This window comes from Enterococcus sp. AZ140 (assembly GCF_051714405.1).
In the GTDB taxonomy this organism is placed as follows: domain Bacteria; phylum Bacillota; class Bacilli; order Lactobacillales; family Enterococcaceae; genus Enterococcus_B; species Enterococcus_B pernyi.
Map to the genome: position 1 here is coordinate 2,356,049 of NZ_JBIORU010000001.1, position 18,051 is coordinate 2,374,099.

At 38.9% G+C, this 18,051-nt stretch carries 17 protein-coding genes; 2 read left to right on the forward strand and 15 right to left on the reverse strand.

Annotated features, from left to right (window positions below; genetic code table 11):
• Positions 1 to 364: 364 nt before the first annotated feature.
• The 3 genes from IGJ39_RS10810 to IGJ39_RS10820 form a co-directional block, all read right to left on the reverse strand.
• Positions 365 to 2,443: an LTA synthase family protein gene (locus IGJ39_RS10810; protein ID WP_065096841.1), complete on the reverse strand. Its 2,079-nt coding sequence runs from the start codon at positions 2,441 to 2,443 to the stop codon at positions 365 to 367.
• 312 nt (positions 2,444 to 2,755) lie between these two features.
• Positions 2,756 to 3,304 (reverse strand): hypothetical protein, encoded by a 549-nt coding sequence (locus tag IGJ39_RS10815; protein ID WP_080674330.1) that lies wholly within the window; start codon positions 3,302 to 3,304, stop codon positions 2,756 to 2,758.
• 192 nt (positions 3,305 to 3,496) lie between these two features.
• Entirely contained in the window at positions 3,497 to 4,891 is a 1,395-nt protein-coding gene (locus tag IGJ39_RS10820) for a glycoside hydrolase family 1 protein (protein ID WP_065096839.1), read from the reverse strand.
• A gap of 304 nt (positions 4,892 to 5,195) precedes the next feature.
• On the opposite strand from IGJ39_RS10820, the gene IGJ39_RS10825 reads away from it, so the two are divergent.
• Together IGJ39_RS10825 and IGJ39_RS10830 are read left to right on the forward strand one after the other, a co-directional pair.
• Positions 5,196 to 5,612 carry a hypothetical protein gene (locus tag IGJ39_RS10825; RefSeq protein ID WP_065096838.1) on the forward strand — a complete coding sequence of 139 codons (417 nt, stop codon included), beginning with the start codon at positions 5,196 to 5,198 and terminating at the stop codon, positions 5,610 to 5,612.
• Positions 5,613 to 5,964: 352 nt separating this feature from the next.
• Complete coding sequence (locus IGJ39_RS10830; RefSeq protein ID WP_010734708.1) at positions 5,965 to 6,147, forward strand: hypothetical protein; 183 nt, start codon at positions 5,965 to 5,967, stop codon at positions 6,145 to 6,147.
• Positions 6,148 to 6,325: 178 nt separating this feature from the next.
• Here IGJ39_RS10830 and IGJ39_RS10835 read toward each other — a convergent pair whose 3' ends face one another.
• From IGJ39_RS10835 to IGJ39_RS10890, 12 genes are all read right to left on the reverse strand, one after another.
• Complete coding sequence (locus IGJ39_RS10835; protein WP_010734707.1) at positions 6,326 to 7,042, reverse strand: deoxynucleoside kinase; 717 nt, start codon at positions 7,040 to 7,042, stop codon at positions 6,326 to 6,328.
• 16 nt (positions 7,043 to 7,058) lie between these two features.
• A complete protein-coding gene (locus tag IGJ39_RS10840) occupies positions 7,059 to 7,499 on the reverse strand; it encodes a nucleoside 2-deoxyribosyltransferase (protein WP_065096837.1) in 441 nt (146 codons plus the stop codon).
• The gene (locus IGJ39_RS10845; protein WP_065096836.1) at positions 7,499 to 8,074 is read right to left on the reverse strand and encodes a TIGR00730 family Rossman fold protein; all 576 of its coding nucleotides are present in this window, start codon (positions 8,072 to 8,074) and stop codon (positions 7,499 to 7,501) included. Before IGJ39_RS10845 ends, IGJ39_RS10840 begins: the two co-directional genes overlap by 1 nt.
• Positions 8,075 to 8,422: 348 nt before the next feature.
• The gene (locus tag IGJ39_RS10850) at positions 8,423 to 8,638 is read right to left on the reverse strand and encodes a hypothetical protein (protein WP_155756838.1); all 216 of its coding nucleotides are present in this window, start codon (positions 8,636 to 8,638) and stop codon (positions 8,423 to 8,425) included.
• A 270-nt stretch (positions 8,639 to 8,908) separates the two neighbouring features.
• A complete protein-coding gene (locus IGJ39_RS10855) occupies positions 8,909 to 9,916 on the reverse strand; it encodes a sugar kinase (protein WP_065096835.1) in 1,008 nt (335 codons plus the stop codon).
• Between the two features lie 2 nt (positions 9,917 to 9,918).
• Complete coding sequence (dagF, locus tag IGJ39_RS10860) at positions 9,919 to 10,668, reverse strand: 2-dehydro-3-deoxy-phosphogluconate aldolase (protein WP_034691486.1); 750 nt, start codon at positions 10,666 to 10,668, stop codon at positions 9,919 to 9,921.
• 5 nt (positions 10,669 to 10,673) lie between these two features.
• Positions 10,674 to 11,774, reverse strand: coding sequence for a DgaE family pyridoxal phosphate-dependent ammonia lyase (locus tag IGJ39_RS10865; protein WP_438764673.1), 1,101 nt, complete (start codon positions 11,772 to 11,774; stop codon positions 10,674 to 10,676).
• Positions 11,758 to 12,870, reverse strand: a complete 1,113-nt coding sequence (locus tag IGJ39_RS10870; protein ID WP_438764675.1) for an amidohydrolase/deacetylase family metallohydrolase — start codon at positions 12,868 to 12,870, stop codon at positions 11,758 to 11,760. The genes IGJ39_RS10865 and IGJ39_RS10870 overlap by 17 nt, the downstream gene beginning before the upstream one ends.
• Before the next feature lie 9 nt (positions 12,871 to 12,879).
• Positions 12,880 to 13,968: a DUF871 domain-containing protein gene (locus IGJ39_RS10875; RefSeq protein ID WP_019722469.1), complete on the reverse strand. Its 1,089-nt coding sequence runs from the start codon at positions 13,966 to 13,968 to the stop codon at positions 12,880 to 12,882.
• Positions 13,969 to 13,992: 24 nt separating this feature from the next.
• Entirely contained in the window at positions 13,993 to 15,327 is a 1,335-nt protein-coding gene (locus IGJ39_RS10880; RefSeq protein WP_438764679.1) for a PTS sugar transporter subunit IIC, read from the reverse strand.
• A 277-nt stretch (positions 15,328 to 15,604) separates the two neighbouring features.
• A complete protein-coding gene (locus IGJ39_RS10885) occupies positions 15,605 to 16,306 on the reverse strand; it encodes a GntR family transcriptional regulator (RefSeq protein WP_010734698.1) in 702 nt (233 codons plus the stop codon).
• Positions 16,307 to 16,595: 289 nt separating this feature from the next.
• Entirely contained in the window at positions 16,596 to 18,041 is a 1,446-nt protein-coding gene (locus IGJ39_RS10890) for a glycoside hydrolase family 1 protein (RefSeq protein ID WP_104775898.1), read from the reverse strand.
• Positions 18,042 to 18,051: the final 10 nt, after the last annotated feature.

The following is an 18,051-nucleotide window of genomic DNA, read 5'->3' on the forward strand; positions in this document are numbered from 1 at the left end:
AAATGGCTTTTTCATTTTAGGTTTTTTTGACTTATTACTGAAGTGTTGCTGATTGAACACCGTTGATCCAGGTTGTGAGAAAGCCGTTCAGCTCCGAATATTAAGACGAAACTTGAGGAAATAGCTTTCTATATTTTTTCAAGTTTTGACTTAATATTGAAGGAGCTGGCTTTCGAACACCGTTTATCATAGGTTGTGAAAGAAGCGCTTTGACCTGAACAGTAAGATAAAAAGGCAGAAAATAGTTCCTCATATTTTTTGATTTTTCAGCTTAGTGTTGAAGGTCAGCTACTTGAACACCGTTGATCCAGGTTGTGAAAGAAGCCTTCAGATAGCTTGTTCCTTCACCGACATCTAGCCATGTCTATGGTTTGTCCGCCGTTCCATCCTCTGCAGGGTATAGATTGGTTGTTGTTTGATCATGATTTTTAGAATAGACACTTGTTGAGGCTGCACCTTTTTCTTTTTCAATTTGTTGGTTCCGTTGCACTTGATTCTTATAGTCATACTTTGCAGGATCGATCGTCGTAAATCCATTTGGCACATAGAATCGCAAAAGATTTTCTTGATTGAGTTTATCAGAAAGACTCAAAGCTGTTTTTACCTGATTTTGTTCTTGTGCGACTTTTTGTTCCGCTGCTTGGTTTTCTTCAAGTAATGCCCCTGTTTTCGTATCATAGATTTTTCCACCTAATACGGTGTAATCCGGCGCGACAAAATTCCCATTTCTGAATGCCACGACTTGGTCATGTTGAGGTGAAAGTAAATCTGTACCAAAATGGATATAATTTTTGTCCTCGATTCCTAATAAATGGAGTAAAGTTGGTAAAACATCGATTTCACCACCATACTCATGTTTGACTGTTCCTTTTGTATAACCTGGAATATGGAACATCAGTGGTACTCTTTGCATCTGCGCATTATCAAAATCGCCCCATGTTTCTGGATCTTTTCCTAGTGCTGAAGCAAGGTCTTTATTGTCCGTATTTGAGATACCAAAATGATCCCCGTAAATCACGAACATCGAATGGTCATAAATCCCAGAAGCTTTCAAATAAGTAAAGAACTGTTTGAGAGACTGATCTAAATAATGGGCCGTCCGCACATAATTATCAACGGTACTATTTCCTGTATTTAACGAAGGAAAATCAAAGTTTTTGTCATCTGTATAATAAGGGGTGTGATTCGTGACAGAAAGAAACTTCGCATAAAATGGTTGTTGCAAATGTTCAAGATAGTTTGCGGATTCTCGAAATAGATTTTTATCTAAAATACCATAGCCAAGCATCTCATCTGAATCAGCGAAATATGAGCGATCAAAGAAATTATCATACCCTAGATTTTTGTATACATGATCACGATTCCAGAAACTACCGACATTCCCATGAAAAACCGCACTGGTATAGCCTTGTGTCTGATCCAAGATGGCTGGAGCAGCTTGGAACACATTATCTGAACCTAATTCTGTAAACAACGAACCTTGAGGCAACCCAAACGTCCCGGTTTCCAACATGTTCTCCGCATCACTGGTTTTCCCTTGTCCAACTTCATGGAAAAAGTTATCAAAACTGATTGTTCCCTGATCGGTAAAGAGACTATTTAAAAAAGGAGTGACCTCCTGTCCATCTACTTTCATATTGATCAAAAATTGTTGAAAACTTTCCAAATGCAATACGATCACATTTCTTCCTTTTGCAAGTCCAAACATCTCTGGATCAGGAGCAGCGTAGTGAGATTTGGTGTAATCGAGAACTTCATCTAAGCCATTGCTGCTTGCATGCGCTCTGACACTGCTAGTGATCCCTGTTTTTATCCCATCATAGATCGTATAGGCATCAAGTCCAAGATATTTAACAATATAAGAACGATCGAATGTCCGTTGCAATAATTGAGGGCGATTCGCTTCACTCATTGCCAGATTGCCAGAAAAGATCAACGCAGACAAACAAGTCACCGCAACCGCCACTGGCTTACGCACAGGGAGTGCTTTCAATGGTACTTTTTTTATAAATACGCGAATCAGCAGAAAAGCAAAGACGGCGATATCGATCCAATAAAGGATATCATGAGGCTTCATCAAAGAAAAAGAGCTACCAGACAATCCTTGGGAAACCTTGGAGAAACCTAGTGCTGATTTAACGGTAATGAAATCTGTGAACTCACGATAGAAAATAATATTCAAATATAGCAATAACGTGTTTAAAAAATCGATGATAAATAAAACGATCAAACTTGTTCTGACTTTCTTAAAATACAAAGAAATCCCAAAAAACAATAGCGTTGTCGCTATTGGATTGATCCATAAAATAAACGTTTGGATGCTTCCTTCTACGCCTAAAGAAAAATCAGTATAGTAGGCAAAAATCGTTTTCATCCAAAAGAAAAAGCCAGCAATCAAAACGATGAGTACTTGATGTTGGCCAATTTTTTTTAGTTGTGTCAAAGTCACCACTTCTCTCTAAATTATTGTTCCTGTCTATTTTGCTCCTAAACATTTAGTTTTTGCTAAAAAAATCTGTTTTTTTACTCTTTTTTATAAATTAATAACTGGTGTTCTATCGTTGCTTTTCTACTTTCCGGAAAGTAACTGCTTCGAAAATAAGGCGGAATCTAGGCAAATTGTCTTAATTTGCCTAGATTCCGCCTTATTGATCAGAGCTGAACATTTCTTGCCCCAACTCTTCCACTAGCAGATCTCAATATTTTTATGTTAGAAAATTTGAACTTTTTTCACTTGTTTATGCGCTTGTTCCTGTTACGGTCCAGTTACTACACTAGAATTAGTCGTATTGGACGTCTCTTCGGATGAAGAGGTGGTGGTTTCAGTTATTTCTTGGATTTCTTCTGTCGTCTTCCGCCATTCAGTCAAGCGTTGATTGACCATCTCTGGATCTACTTTTTCAGAATAACTAGAAGATACCTTTCCATTTTTTAACCGTGCGACTTTCTGTTTATCTTCGGTCAAAAGCAGCACGCTCAAGTGCTTGTCTCCGTGTTGGACTTGCCTGATTGAAATGGCACTTAATACATCATTGACATTGATGAATTGATTTTTTTCCTTGTCTTTTGGCAGATAAATCTCTAATTCTCCCTTTTCATAGTTCGCTACAACTTCGTAGTCCGCCCACCAATAGGTTGAAAATTCTTTTTTGAATTCATCTACTGAAGCTTTATTTGCAATGGTTGTTTCTGGTTCTTTGTGCGCAAGATCAGCGGTCATTTTACCAGAAAATACTGCGGATAACATAAGTATTATAAAAAAGCCAATTAACCAAAAGAGAAGAAAAGGCCTTTTTTTTCGCATACCTTCTTCCACTCCCATTCAAATTTACCTAATCTATTATATACAAAAAATGAAACTTTAAGCGAAGAAATTAAAGAAAAAGATAAAAAATAACGCATATCGATGATGCAGGAAAGTGAAAATCCCGAGATCATCGTGAATCTCGGGATCATTTTTTAAATTAAAAAATTTCAAAAAAGAACAAATTTCTAATCAAACAGAAAAACTATTTGTATCAGCTACTTCTTTGAACCAGTAGCCAGATTTTTTGATCGTCCGTTTGCCGTCAGCTAGATCAACTGAAATAAAGCCATAGCGATTTTTATACGCATTCGTCCATGACCAGTTATCCATACACGTCCACATGTGATAGCCTAAGCAGTTCGCACCTTCTTCGATTGCTTGATGCACATATTTTAAGTGTTCTTGGACAAATTCGATGCGATAATCATCATGGATCATTCCGTCAGCTTCAATAAAGCGGGCTTCATTTTCAACACCCATACCGTTTTCTGAGATAAAACAGTCGATGTTGCCGTAGTTGTCTCGAACATTGATCAAGATATCGTAAATACCTTTTTCATAAATCTCCCACCCGCGATAAGGATTCATTTTACGTCCCGGCATTTCATAGTTATCAAAGTAATCTTCGGGCATTGGGCCATTTGTTGTATCGATTGCTGTTTCTTTAGCTTTGATACGGCGTGGCTGATAATAATTGATTCCTAAAAGATCCACCGTATTATTTTTGATAATTGCTAGATCTTCTTCCTGCATGTCCGGAAGAATCTCTAGCTCAGTTACGATCTCGATCAATTCTTGTGGAAATTCTCCTTTAACAGCGGGATCTAAAAATGAGCGATTGAAAAAGGCATCGGCGATTTGCGCAGCTTTCACATCGGCAGGATCGTTCTCATTTCTTGGATAACTAGGTGTTAAATTTAAGATGATCCCGATTTTACCGTCTTGTTTTGTTTCATGATAGGCTTTGATAGCTAACGCAGAAGATAATGCCTCGTGATAGCCAACTTGAACTGCTTTTTTCATATCCGACTCTTCAGGATAATGCCAACGATATAAATAACCAGCTTCGACAGGAACGATTGGTTCATTATGCGTGAACCATTTTTTTACCTTCGTTCCAAATAATTCAAAACAAGTTTTGGCATACGTTTCATAAGCTTCGACAGTTTCACGGGCGAACCAACCACCTTTTTCTTGAAGGTACATCGGCATATCGAAATGATACAAGTTAACAAATGGCTCAATACCATGTGCAATCAGTTCATCAAAATAACTATTATAAAATGCGACTGCTTGGGGATTGACTGCACCTGTTTCATCTGGAATCAAGCGACTCCATTGAATAGATGTCCGAAATGAATTATGTCCGGTTTGTTTCATCAACTGAACATCTTCTTTATATTTTGTATAGACTTGCGACGCTTTTTCCGGACCGACTTGATCAAAGAATTTTTCTGGCTCTTTGGAAAACCAATAATCGAAAATATTGTCTCCTTTATGATCGCCAGGTACCCGTCCTTCTGTTTGTGGTCCACTTGCTGCAGAACCCCACCAAAATTTTTCTGGAAATTGATATGTTGTCATTTTTGCACCTCGTTGATTCTTTTCATTTATGTTTTTTTATGTCGCACATCACAATACAGCAAACGCTTTCTCCGCTTACAACCATTATTATAAACCGTTTTCTCCAAAAAGACTAGACCAATTAGGATAAATAATAAAATCGAACCAATGAGACTAAAAATGTTTACTTTACTTCCCAGCAAACTTCTCCTGGAACCGCTCTAAAACATCAATCGCTTCAAAAACTTACTTTTTGTAGCCATTTATTTCATGTTGCTGGATTCAATGGTATAATCACTTTATCCAATCTACTGGGGGCATTATTTTGAAAAAAACATTGATTTACTTTACGTTGATTTTTTCCTTATTCGCTTTTTCTGGCTGTAATCAATCAAATCACTCAACGGAAGAAACAACGAATACGACCACTTTTCAGGCGGATAAATCTGATATAACAAATAGCACCTATACACTGAAGGTCCGAAAAAACATGGACCTTGCCAATGCAGAGATCAAATTTAAAAATGACACGATGGAATGGACACGAACATATGCTGAGTCTGAAACTGATACAGCAAGCACGTCTCCAGAGAAAATCGTGTTAACCGATGTCAAGATCACAACTGAAAATGAGGAGTATACGATCGTTGGTAAAAAAGACGGTTCGACTCAGACTTTTCATTTTAGAAAAATCGGTAATTTTCGTATAGAAGATGATGAAGGTAATATCTATACGTTATAGTTTGAGTGCATGACATAAAAACAGCAGTCGAGACAGAAATGTTTCATCTCGAAAAATAAGGCGCCATCTACGAAAATTGTTTTCCTAATTTTTGTGGATGGTGCCTTATTTTTCGAAGCGGTTACTGCTATTTCGACGTTTATTCAGTTTTAGAATATGCTTTCCCACTCATGTTTCTTTTCATCAGATCGTGCATCTTTTAGCCGTTTTTCACTATGAAAGATCACAATGATACGTCAATTTTCTGATACATGCTCATCGCTAAAAATTCTAAATTTTCTTAATTAATTTTGTTTCTATCCTGTGTTTCTGCTATAGTAAAGAAGCACTTGATATACTAAGGAGAAAGAATATGCAGACAGCAAATACTCAAGATTACTGTACCTGTACGACGAATCAAAATGTACACACAGAGATCAACGACCAAGGAAGAGCCAATTTTTGTGACCATTGCCATAAAATGATCGAGGGTTCGAATCAACCTTTTGAGTTTTTTACAAGCCGAGAAGAGTCGAACAAAGAAACAAATAGTTAAAAATACAAAAAAAGAGCGCGGAACAGAAGTGTTTAGTCTCTAAAAATAAGGCGACAACTACAAAAATCATTCTTCCACTTTTTGTAGTTGTTGCCTTTTTTTGAAGAGAAAACTTTAACTCCACTGTTTATTCGGTTCTAGGTTAAAAACAATCAGCGAATTTTGCTTTTGTCTCGCCTTACATAGCACCTGACGAATCTAATTGCTGCCCTTTAGCATGTTGATTGTCAGTATAATAACTTCCAGACTGCTGTTCTTCTAATTCAGCCAGTTTTGCTTGGATCTGCTCAATCACGACTTGTGCATCTTCAGGTCTTTCGACAAAATCAAAGGCATCACCATCTATTTGGATCTTTGGGCAAACATCAAAGTCTTCGTACCATTGATCATACCGTTCATTTAACGAGCGGTAATACTGATAAAGTGTTTCATCACTATCCAATTGTTCATAGTCTCGTCCACGTTTTTTGATTCGTGCCAACATCGTATCGAGAGAGACTTTGATATGCACGAGTAGATCGGGTCTTTTTTTAGGTGCAACATCATCTAATTCATGAAGCATCGTATCTAAGAGGTTATCGTATTGTTGGACTTCAATATCTGACACACGCCCCAAATCGGCATTTAGATGAAACAATAAACTGTCTTCATAAATCGAACGGTCCAATACGTTATCATCATGGTTCAATGCATTTTTCATAGCTAAAAATCGTTTATTCAAAAAGAAGATTTGCAATAAAAATGCATATTGCTCTGGATTAGAGTAAAACAAAGGTAGTACCTCGTTATCCTCTACATTTTCATAAAATGGTGTTGAATCAATCTTTTTGGCAAGCATATCGGTCAAACTACTCTTTCCTGCGCCAATTGTTCCTGAAATCAATATCACTGACATCTAATCCCTTCTCATTCTATAAATATTCGCCTTTATAAGCACTTTTTGGTAACATCTTGAAATCATATGCTTGGATCGCTTCGATCGTTTTTACATATGAATGTAAACTTTGGGTGATCATCAAATTAGTGGGTACCGTTTCTTCTTGAAAAATAATGATCGGTTTGTCCATCATCGTGGCGACGCCTAATTCATAGGCAGTGCCAGGATCGATCGTCTGATGTTCAAAGTCTAGGATTGCTACGACCAAGTCTGCCGAGGCAAGTTCTTTCATGTCTCTCTCGTAGACTTCTTGCGCCCATCCGCTACTAAACATCTCATAATTACTGTGTTGATGGTGTCTTGGTGAGTAGAAACTATCCACCGTTGGATTGGCAGTCAATGCCGTTTCAACCTGAGCAATCCGCTCGATTTGTTCATCTGAAAAGAAAGGTCCTGCTAAATAAATATAACTCATTATTTAATCTCCTGCATCATTGATTTCGTTTGTTTTTCTGTTGCACATAATTGATCGATCAGCTCAAAAGGATCATTTGAAAAATAAAGATGGTTGAGCCATTTCTCAGCCATAAATCCTTCACTTGCAAAATTCCTAATCAATTCTTTCAATCCTGAATAATACCCATGAACATCAAGGATACCCATTGGTTTTTCTGGTATCAAGCCGATCGCCATCCAGGAGAGTAGCTGCGAAAATTCTTCAAGTGTACCTAGTCCTCCAGGAAAAACCAGCACTGCTTCCCCTTTTTCGAATAATAGTTCCTTACGTTTATCGATCGTTTCTGTTGGTATAAACGTCGTCACATCTGTTTTTGGTAATTTTTCAGAAAACAGCCCGACTGGATAGATCCCTGTTACTTGTCCGCCATTTTGTAAGATCGTGCGACTAAAAACACTCATGACACCCGAATCTGAGCCACCATAAACCAATTCAATTTGTTTTTCTGCCATATATTTTCCAATCGTTTCAGCTAACAGAATATACTTCTGATCTTGCCCAAAACGTGAACCACAAAAAATAGTCAACTTCAAAAAAAACACATCCTTACTAATCGATCTACCTTTATTCTACTCTTGTTTTTTTAAAATAAAAGACTAGATTTAGTTGTATTTTAGTGTTATGAAAAATAAAAAACACTATATATAGTGTTTTGTCTTAGACTAGCATTTCAATAGATTATGTTTTAATACTATTTTTTAAATAACTAAAAACTACAAAAACGCAAGGTCTTAATTTGTGGTATTCTCTTTCTTTCGACTTTCTTGCGAATAACATTTGACTTCTGTTGAAGAAAGAAATCTATTTTATTTCTTTTGTTATTTTTATTTGTATCGATCAACAAATTCTCAACGGATGATCCGTTAGAAGATAGAAAACAGTCAAAGCATGGCTGAGGTCAGTACGCATGACTTGCCTTGATCATTGATAAGGGTTCGGAAAAAGCGATAAACGATGTTGTGGATCATTACTTGTTCTTTCAGACTTACTGTTTGATCAATCGTCCTTGGGTATACGTGTTGGACAAAAAAAGAAGAGGGAACGATTGTCCCTCCTCTTTTTGGCACAGTAAATAAAAGCCCATACATTTTATTCATTTAATCGACAAAAAAGCTAGCAATCTCTTTTAAGATTCGATACAATGAACTCGGTCGATGGTTTCCATTGACTATGGCAAACTTGATTGGTCAATGCGTTGACTACTCAAGCCCTCAATTTTTAGCTGCCACTAAAAATTGGGGGGCCTTTTTTATTTGACTGTTTCTATCTGCCATTTATGATACTGATTCCCAGATAGAGAGTCAAGCGAATCTGAAAAGCTACGAAAAACTGTACCATTTTTCGCCCAGTTTTTTGTATAACTTGTTTTATCGATTCAAATCGATCGTTGGATGCGTCAATAATTGGTCCACTTGCTTTCTAGTCGTCAGTGGCACATCCCCTTGGATCGTGTGGGCTAAGCGTGAATTACCTAATGCAACTTGGACGGTTCGATCCAATGACCAATTTTCGTTATAGCCTAATAAAATCCCCGCAGCAAAGGCATCGCCTGCTCCGATACGATCTAAACTATCCAGTGGATACGCTTCTGTTTCGATCCATTCTGTCGAAGTCATCAGATAACCACTTAGTTGTTTCTTTTCACTGGTTGATTGCCGTGTCGTACCAGCAAACCAGTCAATTTGGTAATCACTTAAAAATTTTTGGAACGAACGAATCTTGGCAGAAGGACTGGAAAGGTCGATCGGCCTCTCTAATAATTCAGACAAATCACGAACAGAACCAAAGATGACTGTGCAATAGGGCAGTATTTCTTGATAACGTTCCTTCATCACTCTTTTTTTATCTGGCTCTTGGTTTAGACTCGGACGAAAATTAAAATCAAAACAAACTTTTTTTCCTTTCCTATGCGCTGTTTTTGCTACAGCAAGCGCCACTTCCGCTGAATGCTCATTCAAACTCAAACTTATGCCACAGATGTGGACTAAATCAACTGTTTCGATAAAGTCCTCGATGGCATAATCAGCCACTGTAGCTAAGCCAAAAGAACTGTTTTTACGATTTTGATAGGTGATTTCTGTTGGTCTGACCCCATAGCCCATCTCAGCAAAATAAGTACCGATATGTTGTTCTTTTTGAATGACATAGGAGGTATTGATACCTAAACTCTTCAAATTAGCTAACGCTGCATCTCCCAAACGATTGTCTGGTAACGCCGTCAACAAGTAACTTTCCACCCCGAAATGCGCTAGATTACCGACTAGATTCACACCTGTTCCTGTATAAGCCATACGCAAAGTGTGCGTCTGTTCCAACATCAGGAATTCTGGAGGTGTCAGCCTCAACATCACTTCACCAAATGCACCGATTTTCATGGTCACTCACCTGTTTTCACTAATTTTTTCATCATTTCCAACAACTGACGGACTTCCTGTGGTCGAGTGTCACCTGTCTCTGGATCAATGATCGAACTATAGACGTGGGGGATGATTTTTTTGACTCCTGCATCTAATGCGATCTGAACGATTTCTTCAAAATTCGTCAAATCGATTCCACCTGTTGGCTCTAAATAAAAATCAAACGCTGCACAAGCTGCTGCAACAGCTTCATATTCTTTCTTATGCGCCAATCCCTTCATCGGAAAATATTTGATCGAGCTTCCACCCATATCCTGTAACAAACGAATGGCTGTTTCGATCGGTACCATTGCAGCAGGGCCTTGGCTACTTAAAGGACCAGTGGCAAGATTGACGTATCCTTCTTTTCCAGTTGGAGAAACTAAACCATTGACGATCGTGTCTGACTGTCCTAAGACCGCACGAGAAGCGCCAACACCTGTGAAAACTTGGTTGACATGTTGGGGTTGTAATACTTTCGCCAAGCGAGTCACCATCTGGCTTTGCTTTGGATCGCCGGCACCTAAGCCGATCGATAAGGCATTATTTGTTGCTTCTTGGTATTTTTTCATGTCTGTGATAGCTGCATCATCACTCGGATAATTTTTAGATAAAACACCTAGTAGGATATGCCCTTCGGCTGCTTCATAACATTCTTTTGCATTTTCGACAGAATTGGCTAGCACATTCAAACAGATTCTATCTTCAAGATAATTTGGGGTCAATGACATCATGATTACTCCTTTGGTTGTAAGATTTCATTTAAACGTTGGATGATCTGTTCCATCTCTTTTTGCGTCACTGAGCGAATATCAAACTCAATGATCCCGTTGTTCGCTTGGTACTCTCTGGTATAAATGACTGGGGCTTTTGCTTTTAGCTGCTCGATGATCGTTCTGGCAGAGCCTGTAACGACTTGGATGCTGGCACGATAGATTTCTCGCCCAGCTGGATCTTGGACGACTTTAGCCTTGATACCTGGCAACTTTTCCAGTGCTTCGACAAATGGCTGAACTCTTTTTTTCATCGATTCACCTGATTCACTACCATGTATCAAATAATCATCGACTGCTTGGACAAAGCCTAAAACATTTTCTTTGCCGATCTTCATCGATCGACCAATGCCTTGTGATTGCAGACGAACCCAAGAAACAAACGGATCTTTACCAATCACCATCCCTGCACTTGGACCTTCAATCGCTTTGGCACCTGAATAGATCACTAGATCAGCGCCTAATGCGGTATATTTAAGTAAGTCTTCTTCGGCTGCTGCATCAACGATCAAAGGCAGTTCGTAGTGATTAGCCACTTTTACCGCTTCTGCCACATCCAACATACTTTTCTGTACGGTATGATGACTTTTGATGTACAAAATACCTGCTGTTTGCTCGGTGATCATCGCCTCGATGTGGTCAGGTGTACATTGGTTGGCATACCCTGCCTCAATGACATGCCCACCTCCTTGTTGGATCATTAGTTCCACTGGCACACCATAATCGACATTGTGGCCTTTGGGTAAAATGATTTCTCTGCGTTTGATCGTTTCGTCATAAGGGTGATGTACATGATACATCGATCCTTGACCGATCACCGCAGCAACGGATTGAGCGATTCCAGCAGATGCGGAAGAAACGATTTGAACATCGTCTACTTCTAATTGTTTTGCCAAGTATGCACCGGTTTTCTTCATCAATTCAGCCATTTCAAAAAAATGTTCGCCCCCAAAACGCTGGGCTTCTAACACCGATTCGCTCAAAGTGGACACGCCTAAGATCGTCATTCGACCAGAAGCATTGATCACTTCATTCAAGCCAAATTTCTCATGATTCACAGTCATAACTGACACCTCCAATAATAACGCTTACAGGGATAATTTGCTGCGTGGTCGTTCGCGTATTGCCATTTGAATCTGTCAATTGCTTTTCTTGATCAAGAAAGTTATAAATCGTAAAGTCTGCATCAAAGCCTTCTTTGATGTTTCCTTTTGTCGCTAGATTAAACTGTCTCGCTGGTGCGCTAGTCACTTTTTCGAGGATTTCTTGCCAAGAATAACCGACAACGTATAGTTTCTCCATCGTCGTCGCTAAATCATATACCGGACCGTTTTTACGATTTCTGATATAGATATCTGTGCTGATCGAATCGGCTTTGATCCCTGCATGAAGCGCTGTTTCTGCAACATCAAAATTGAAACTATCAGTCCCATGTCCGATGTCAAACACCACACCATCAGCAATGGCTTTTTTGACGAAGGATTTGATTTCATTGGTTGCTGGATCGATGATGCCATTAGGCTTTCCATTGAAGCAATGGGTCATCACATCGTTCTTTCCCATATGTGCTAAAATTTCATCTAAACGAGGAGGAGCAGAACCGATATGGACCATTAACGGTAATCCAGCATTTTGCTTTTGGATTTTCTTTGCCAATTTTAAAGGCGTGACACCATTTGTTCCCACGACTGTTTTACTCATCCGAGCTTTTAGCCCTACAATAAAATCAGGCAATTCTGTTAATTTTTGATGAACCAGATCCGTTTGGATCTTTGATAAATCTGCCAACTCATCTTGTTCAACAATACCCCATTTTGAAATATTCAGTAAAGCGAAAACATTTGTTTTTGCTTGCTTTGCATGTCCATAAAATGTGTGGATATTTTCCGCACCTGTCGTCCCAGCATCAATGACCGTCGTTACCCCTTTATCCACACCGATTTCATCGGGATAGTCGTAATATAGTGTCATTTCTTCAAAACAATGGACATGATCATCGATCCAGCCTGCGGAGAGATACTGTTCGTCTGAAAGTGTCAGTTCTTGTTTTGCCGTTTCTTCGATGTGTTTACTGATCAAGGCGATCTTGCCGTTCTTCACACCGATATCAACAGGGTCTTTGCCTAACTCCTTGCCATTTCTTATAATTAAATCAAACATGACAAACGCCTACTTTTCTATAAATTTGAATTTTGACCAAGGGTGGATGAAGGATAGTAGCAGTTGTTCATCCGCAACAATGGCACCTACTTTATTTTTTCTTGGATCTTGATGTGGCGTTAATACGATCTGTAACTCATTCTTATATTTCCCAAAGCGATCATTTCCAACGACGACATCTCCCACTTGAAACATCTCTTCATTGTCATGAGGAGGATTAGCATCTGCTTGATACGTTTTTCTTACTTCTGTTGAACGGATCACTTGCGACGTGATATCTCCTCTGCGAACATGTTGCTCGTTCAAAACAATTCCTCGTTCGACGTCACTGGTCTGGGGAAGAAAATCAATAGCGAAAACAGTCTGATACCGATCGACTGCTCCTAACGCTTGCAACTCTTCTTCTGAAGCATACGCATTGCCGATAATGACATCATCGATAAGATTAGTCGCAAATAAATGTTTAGCCGCTGGAACGACACCTAACTGTCGATGCATTTCCAATGTTGGTAAGCCATCGTTCACATCCCAAGGACCGATTGTTCCCGTTTGAGAGGTAATAAAAGCGGCAGTACGGATGCCTTGACGTTTAAACCGGCGACTGCATGTTTCAAAAAATTCATAAGGAAGTCCAGTACCTGCTTGAGGATAAAAATTATGACACCCGTATAAAAAAGGAGTATTCGCTTGATGGCTCAAAATATTTTCTAAATAGGCCACATCATTACTCATATTCAATTCAATTGCTAACTGGTAAGGATTGTAAGTCAGTAGTGCTTCTTTTCTACCATCAAAGCCTAAATCTAAACGAATCCCATCTGCACCTAGTTCATGAAAGAAACTCATGTCATCATATGAAATATTCAACTGTTCGAAAATCGATGGTGCGACATCTAAAATCGTTTCAAAGCCAAGTGATGCAGCATATTCGATCAATTGTTGAAATTTCTGTTTGACTTGTTCTGTTTCCTCAGTCACTTCTAACATGCTCATAAAAATTCGAGTAAATCCATATTTATGTGCCATTTCGAGATAGGCACGATCTTCTTGCGGATTGCTGTGATCAGGATAAAGAGAGATTCCTAGTGAACGTTTCATATTAACGCCTGCTTTCTTTTCTATTTACTCGTTCGTGATACCATCGGTGATCTGGACAGAGGCTTGTTCTGCTTGTTCTGCTTCTTTTTCCTGTGCCAGCTGTTGTTTCTCAAATACTTTGAAGAATGGATAATAGATCGCCAAAGTGATAAAGAAGTTGAACACGACTAAGACACCCGCAGCGACACTCCAATTGGTACTCATCCAAGCCGCAAATGGCGCTGGTATCGCGAAAGGCAACCGTGCGACCATCATTGGCACTAAACCACTTACCGTAAGGACATAAGAAATCGTTGTCGTTACTAAGGGTGCGACAATAAATGGGATGCCTAATACTGGGTTCATGACGATCGGTGCCCCAAAAATCATTGGTTCATTGATATTGAATAAACCGGGAAGGATCGATAGACGTCCTAAGCTTTTCAGATACTTGGATTTGGAAAACATGAACAGTACGACTAATGCAAGGGTCGTACCTGCCCCACCGATCCAGACAAACCATTGTAAAAATTGTTCTGTAAAGATATTTGGCATATCATGTGCATTGGTTCCTGCATTGAATGCGTCGATATTTTCAGCAATCGAGATATCCCAAAACGGACGAATCACCGGTCCCATGATAGCTGGTCCATGAATCCCTAATACCCAGAAGAAACAAATCAAGAAAACTGTAAGTAGTCCACCAAATAAACTATTCCCTGCTAACACGCCTTTAAGTGGCATCAACAATTGACTCAAGAAACCATTCAAGTCAAAGCCAAGCAAATGACGGATGACCCAAAAGAAAATCAAGATCACTGCTCCTGGGATCAATGCAACAAATGAATTCGTCACTTCTGGTGGTACACCATCTGGCATTTTTATCGTGATTTTCTTTTCAATAAAGAAACGATAGATCTCTACAGTCAAAATCGCTGTTACGATTGCCCCAAATAAAGAACCTGAACCAAGATTTGCAATATTGATATAGCGTCCAGCGGTTATCCCTTCAAGATCTTCCAACACTTGAGTTGGTGGCGCAGCTACGATCAGAAAGGACATCAAAGCTAAAATACCAGCAGTTAATGAATCTAAACGATAGCTCTTTGCTAATGAAGAGGCAATCCCAAATGTGGCATATAAAGCTAAGATCCCCACTGTATATCGAAATGGGATATCTAAAATTGCCCGATATGGTTCAATGACTGCTGCGACCGACGCAATCGGGATGTTCAATAATATCGTAAAAAATGAACCAACGATCGTTAATGGCATTGTCGCAATGATTCCTTTTCGAATCGCTGTCATGTGACGCTGTGTACCAATCCGATTCGCAACAGGCATGATTTTTTGTTCGATCAACCCTACAAATTTATCCATTTGTTACTCCCCCTTATTTAAACATTATAATGTTTAAATAAAAGATAACATATTAATGATATAATGTAAACATTTTCATTATAATATATGATTATTCTGACAAAAAGAGACTGAGACAACCAGCCTCTCCCACCTCCTGAAACCGACAAACGGCGGGAACAGAAGTAACCTCTTCGAGAAATAAGGCGCCATCCACAAAAATTTGAAGAACAATTTTCATGGATGACGCCTTATTTCTCGAGGCTACACACTTCTGCCCCGACCTCATTGCGATTGTCTATGTTTCGTAGTTGATATGATAAGGATGTAGATCCGTATGATAAATTGCCTCTGAATACTCGACCACTTCTCGATCTTCCGTCGTTGATCGACGTACACGCTTGATTCCGATTTCTGAAGTCGTCTTTAATAGTGCTTTTTCTTCATCTGTTAAAAACGTGGCAGAAAAGTCATCTGAAAAAGAGTCGATAATGTGATTATTCTGTGTGAGCAATCGGTACAAAGATTCTTTATCAAATTCTTTTTGTTTCATTTTATTCATGTCTTTTGGTAAATAGTGAACAAAATAGATATATGGTTGGTCATTTAAATAGTACAAACGCTTGAAGCATACCGCAGCTGAACCAAACATCGAATATAATGGATGATCTTTTTTGATACTGATTTTTTCTAAACCAATCGTTTCTTTGCGAACCTCATATTGGGAATCTTTTAAGATCTGAGTAAAACTTTCGGCTTTAGATAAACGATTGTAAGGACGATTGCTTAATACTGTCGTTCCCCGACCACTTTTCTTTTCGACATATTCATCTGTAGCTAATAACTCGATGGCTTTTCGCACAGTGATTTTACTCACTTGGAACAATTCTTCTAACTCATTTTCAGTTGGTAACATACTCCCCACCGGATACTTTCCTGAAAAAATATCCTCTTTGATCTTGTCTGCTACTTCTAAATATAATACACGCGTTCTTTTCATAGCTTCACCTTTCACCTTTATGTTAGTAAAAGAATAACATAAATAAACAAAAAAAAGAATAGAAATATTGATAATTGGTCTACCTATGTACAAATAATAAGCTTAGACATAACAAAACGTCTAAGCTTATTACCCTACTTTTTTCGTACCTTTGTTATATCCTTGTTTTAATAACATAATTGCCGATTATAAAAACAAGGAGAATTTTATCAGAAATTTCAAACAATCATTAAATTTGTAAGGACTTTTGTGGTGAAAGGCCTTTCTATAAAAATGGCCCAGTCGTTATTTATCCTAATTCTTCACCGTTCGTTTTAATGACTGCCTTGTACCAGTCAAAAGATTTTTTCTTGGTACGTGCTAACGTCCCATTTCCTTCATCATCAAGGTCGACATAAATAAATCCATAGCGTTTACTCATTTCCCCTGTAGATGCACTAACTAAATCGATACAGCCCCATGGTGTGTAGCCCATCAAATCGACCCCATCAGCAACTGCCTCAGCCATTGCTTCGATATGACGACGCAAGTAATCGATACGATAATCATCATTGATTGAGCCATCTTCTTCCACTTTATCGATCGCACCCAAGCCATTTTCAACAATAAACAGTGGTTTTTCATAGCGGTTATATAATTCATTCAACGCCACGCGCAATCCTTCTGGGTCGATTTGCCAGCCCCACTCACTTGCTTCAAGGAATGGATTCTTCACGCCGCCTAGTAGGTTTCCATTCGATGTATCGGCATCTGGATTGGTTTCATCGATAGCTGATGACATATAGTAACTAAACCCGATATAATCCACTGGATACTCTTTTAATAATTGGAAATCTTCTTCTGTTTGTTCTAGTTTTGCGGCGTCAACTCCATATTTCTTATACGTACGTGCTGTATAGGCTGGATATTCGCCACGAACTTGCACATCTGTACAGAAGAAGTTGAACTCTTGATTTTGGATCAATGTAGCCACTTGATTGATCGGATTTGCATCAATACTATAGGTCGTTGCATAAATGATCATACAGCCTACTTGGATATCCGAACGCAACTCATGTGCGATCTTCACCGCTTTACTGCTAGCGACAAACTGATTATGCCATGCTTGGAAAATATTTTGGTAGTCACTTGCGCCATTGCTTTTGACCAATCCTTGACTCAATGCTGGGAAATGGAAAGCTGAATTGATTTCATTGAATGTCATCCAATATTTCACTTTGCTGCTGTAACGTTCTAACACGGTGCGAGCAAAACGTTCATAAAACTCAATCAACTGACGATTTTTCCAACCACCGTATTCTTTTGCTAAATGTAATGGCATTTCATAATGAGAAATCGTAATGACTGGCTCGATATCATAGCTCAAGCACGTATCGATCAGTTCATCATAAAAAGCTAAGCCCGCTTCATTTGGTGTTTGCTCATCACCTTGAGGGAAAATTCGTGTCCAAGCAATGGAGAAACGATAACTTTTAAAGCCCATTTCTGCAAATAAAGCAATATCTTCTTTGAAGTGATCGTAATGTTCGATTCCACGATGATTCGGATAAAGGTATTTCTCCTCATCGATCGTCCAATCAAATTCTTCACTCCCGATGATTGCAAAACGTTGTTTACCACCAGGCATTGCATCGGCGACAGATAAGCCTTTCCCATCGCGGTCGAAAGCACCTTCTAATTGATTGGCGGCTGTTGCGCCACCCCATAAAAAGTCTTTTTTGAATCGTGCTGTCATGTTTGTTTTC

What these genes read in the sequence shown, in the direction of transcription:
- IGJ39_RS10815 (WP_080674330.1), bottom strand. Translation starts at nt 3,304, where the DNA reads ATGCGAAAAAAAAGGCCTTTTCTTCTCTTTTGGTTAATTGGCTTTTTT.
- IGJ39_RS10820 (WP_065096839.1), bottom strand. Translation starts at nt 4,891, where the DNA reads ATGACAACATATCAATTTCCAGAAAAATTTTGGTGGGGTTCTGCAGCA.
- IGJ39_RS10830 (WP_010734708.1), top strand. Translation starts at nt 5,965, where the DNA reads ATGCAGACAGCAAATACTCAAGATTACTGTACCTGTACGACGAATCAA.
- IGJ39_RS10835 (WP_010734707.1), bottom strand. Translation starts at nt 7,042, where the DNA reads ATGTCAGTGATATTGATTTCAGGAACAATTGGCGCAGGAAAGAGTAGT.
- IGJ39_RS10840 (WP_065096837.1), bottom strand. Translation starts at nt 7,499, where the DNA reads ATGAGTTATATTTATTTAGCAGGACCTTTCTTTTCAGATGAACAAATC.
- IGJ39_RS10850 (WP_155756838.1), bottom strand. Translation starts at nt 8,638, where the DNA reads ATGAATAAAATGTATGGGCTTTTATTTACTGTGCCAAAAAGAGGAGGG.
- IGJ39_RS10855 (WP_065096835.1), bottom strand. Translation starts at nt 9,916, where the DNA reads ATGAAAATCGGTGCATTTGGTGAAGTGATGTTGAGGCTGACACCTCCA.
- dagF (WP_034691486.1), bottom strand. Translation starts at nt 10,668, where the DNA reads ATGTCATTGACCCCAAATTATCTTGAAGATAGAATCTGTTTGAATGTG.
- IGJ39_RS10865 (WP_438764673.1), bottom strand. Translation starts at nt 11,774, where the DNA reads ATGACTGTGAATCATGAGAAATTTGGCTTGAATGAAGTGATCAATGCT.
- IGJ39_RS10870 (WP_438764675.1), bottom strand. Translation starts at nt 12,870, where the DNA reads ATGTTTGATTTAATTATAAGAAATGGCAAGGAGTTAGGCAAAGACCCT.
- IGJ39_RS10875 (WP_019722469.1), bottom strand. Translation starts at nt 13,968, where the DNA reads ATGAAACGTTCACTAGGAATCTCTCTTTATCCTGATCACAGCAATCCG.
- IGJ39_RS10880 (WP_438764679.1), bottom strand. Translation starts at nt 15,327, where the DNA reads ATGGATAAATTTGTAGGGTTGATCGAACAAAAAATCATGCCTGTTGCG.
- IGJ39_RS10885 (WP_010734698.1), bottom strand. Translation starts at nt 16,306, where the DNA reads ATGAAAAGAACGCGTGTATTATATTTAGAAGTAGCAGACAAGATCAAA.
- IGJ39_RS10890 (WP_104775898.1), bottom strand. Translation starts at nt 18,041, where the DNA reads ATGACAGCACGATTCAAAAAAGACTTTTTATGGGGTGGCGCAACAGCC.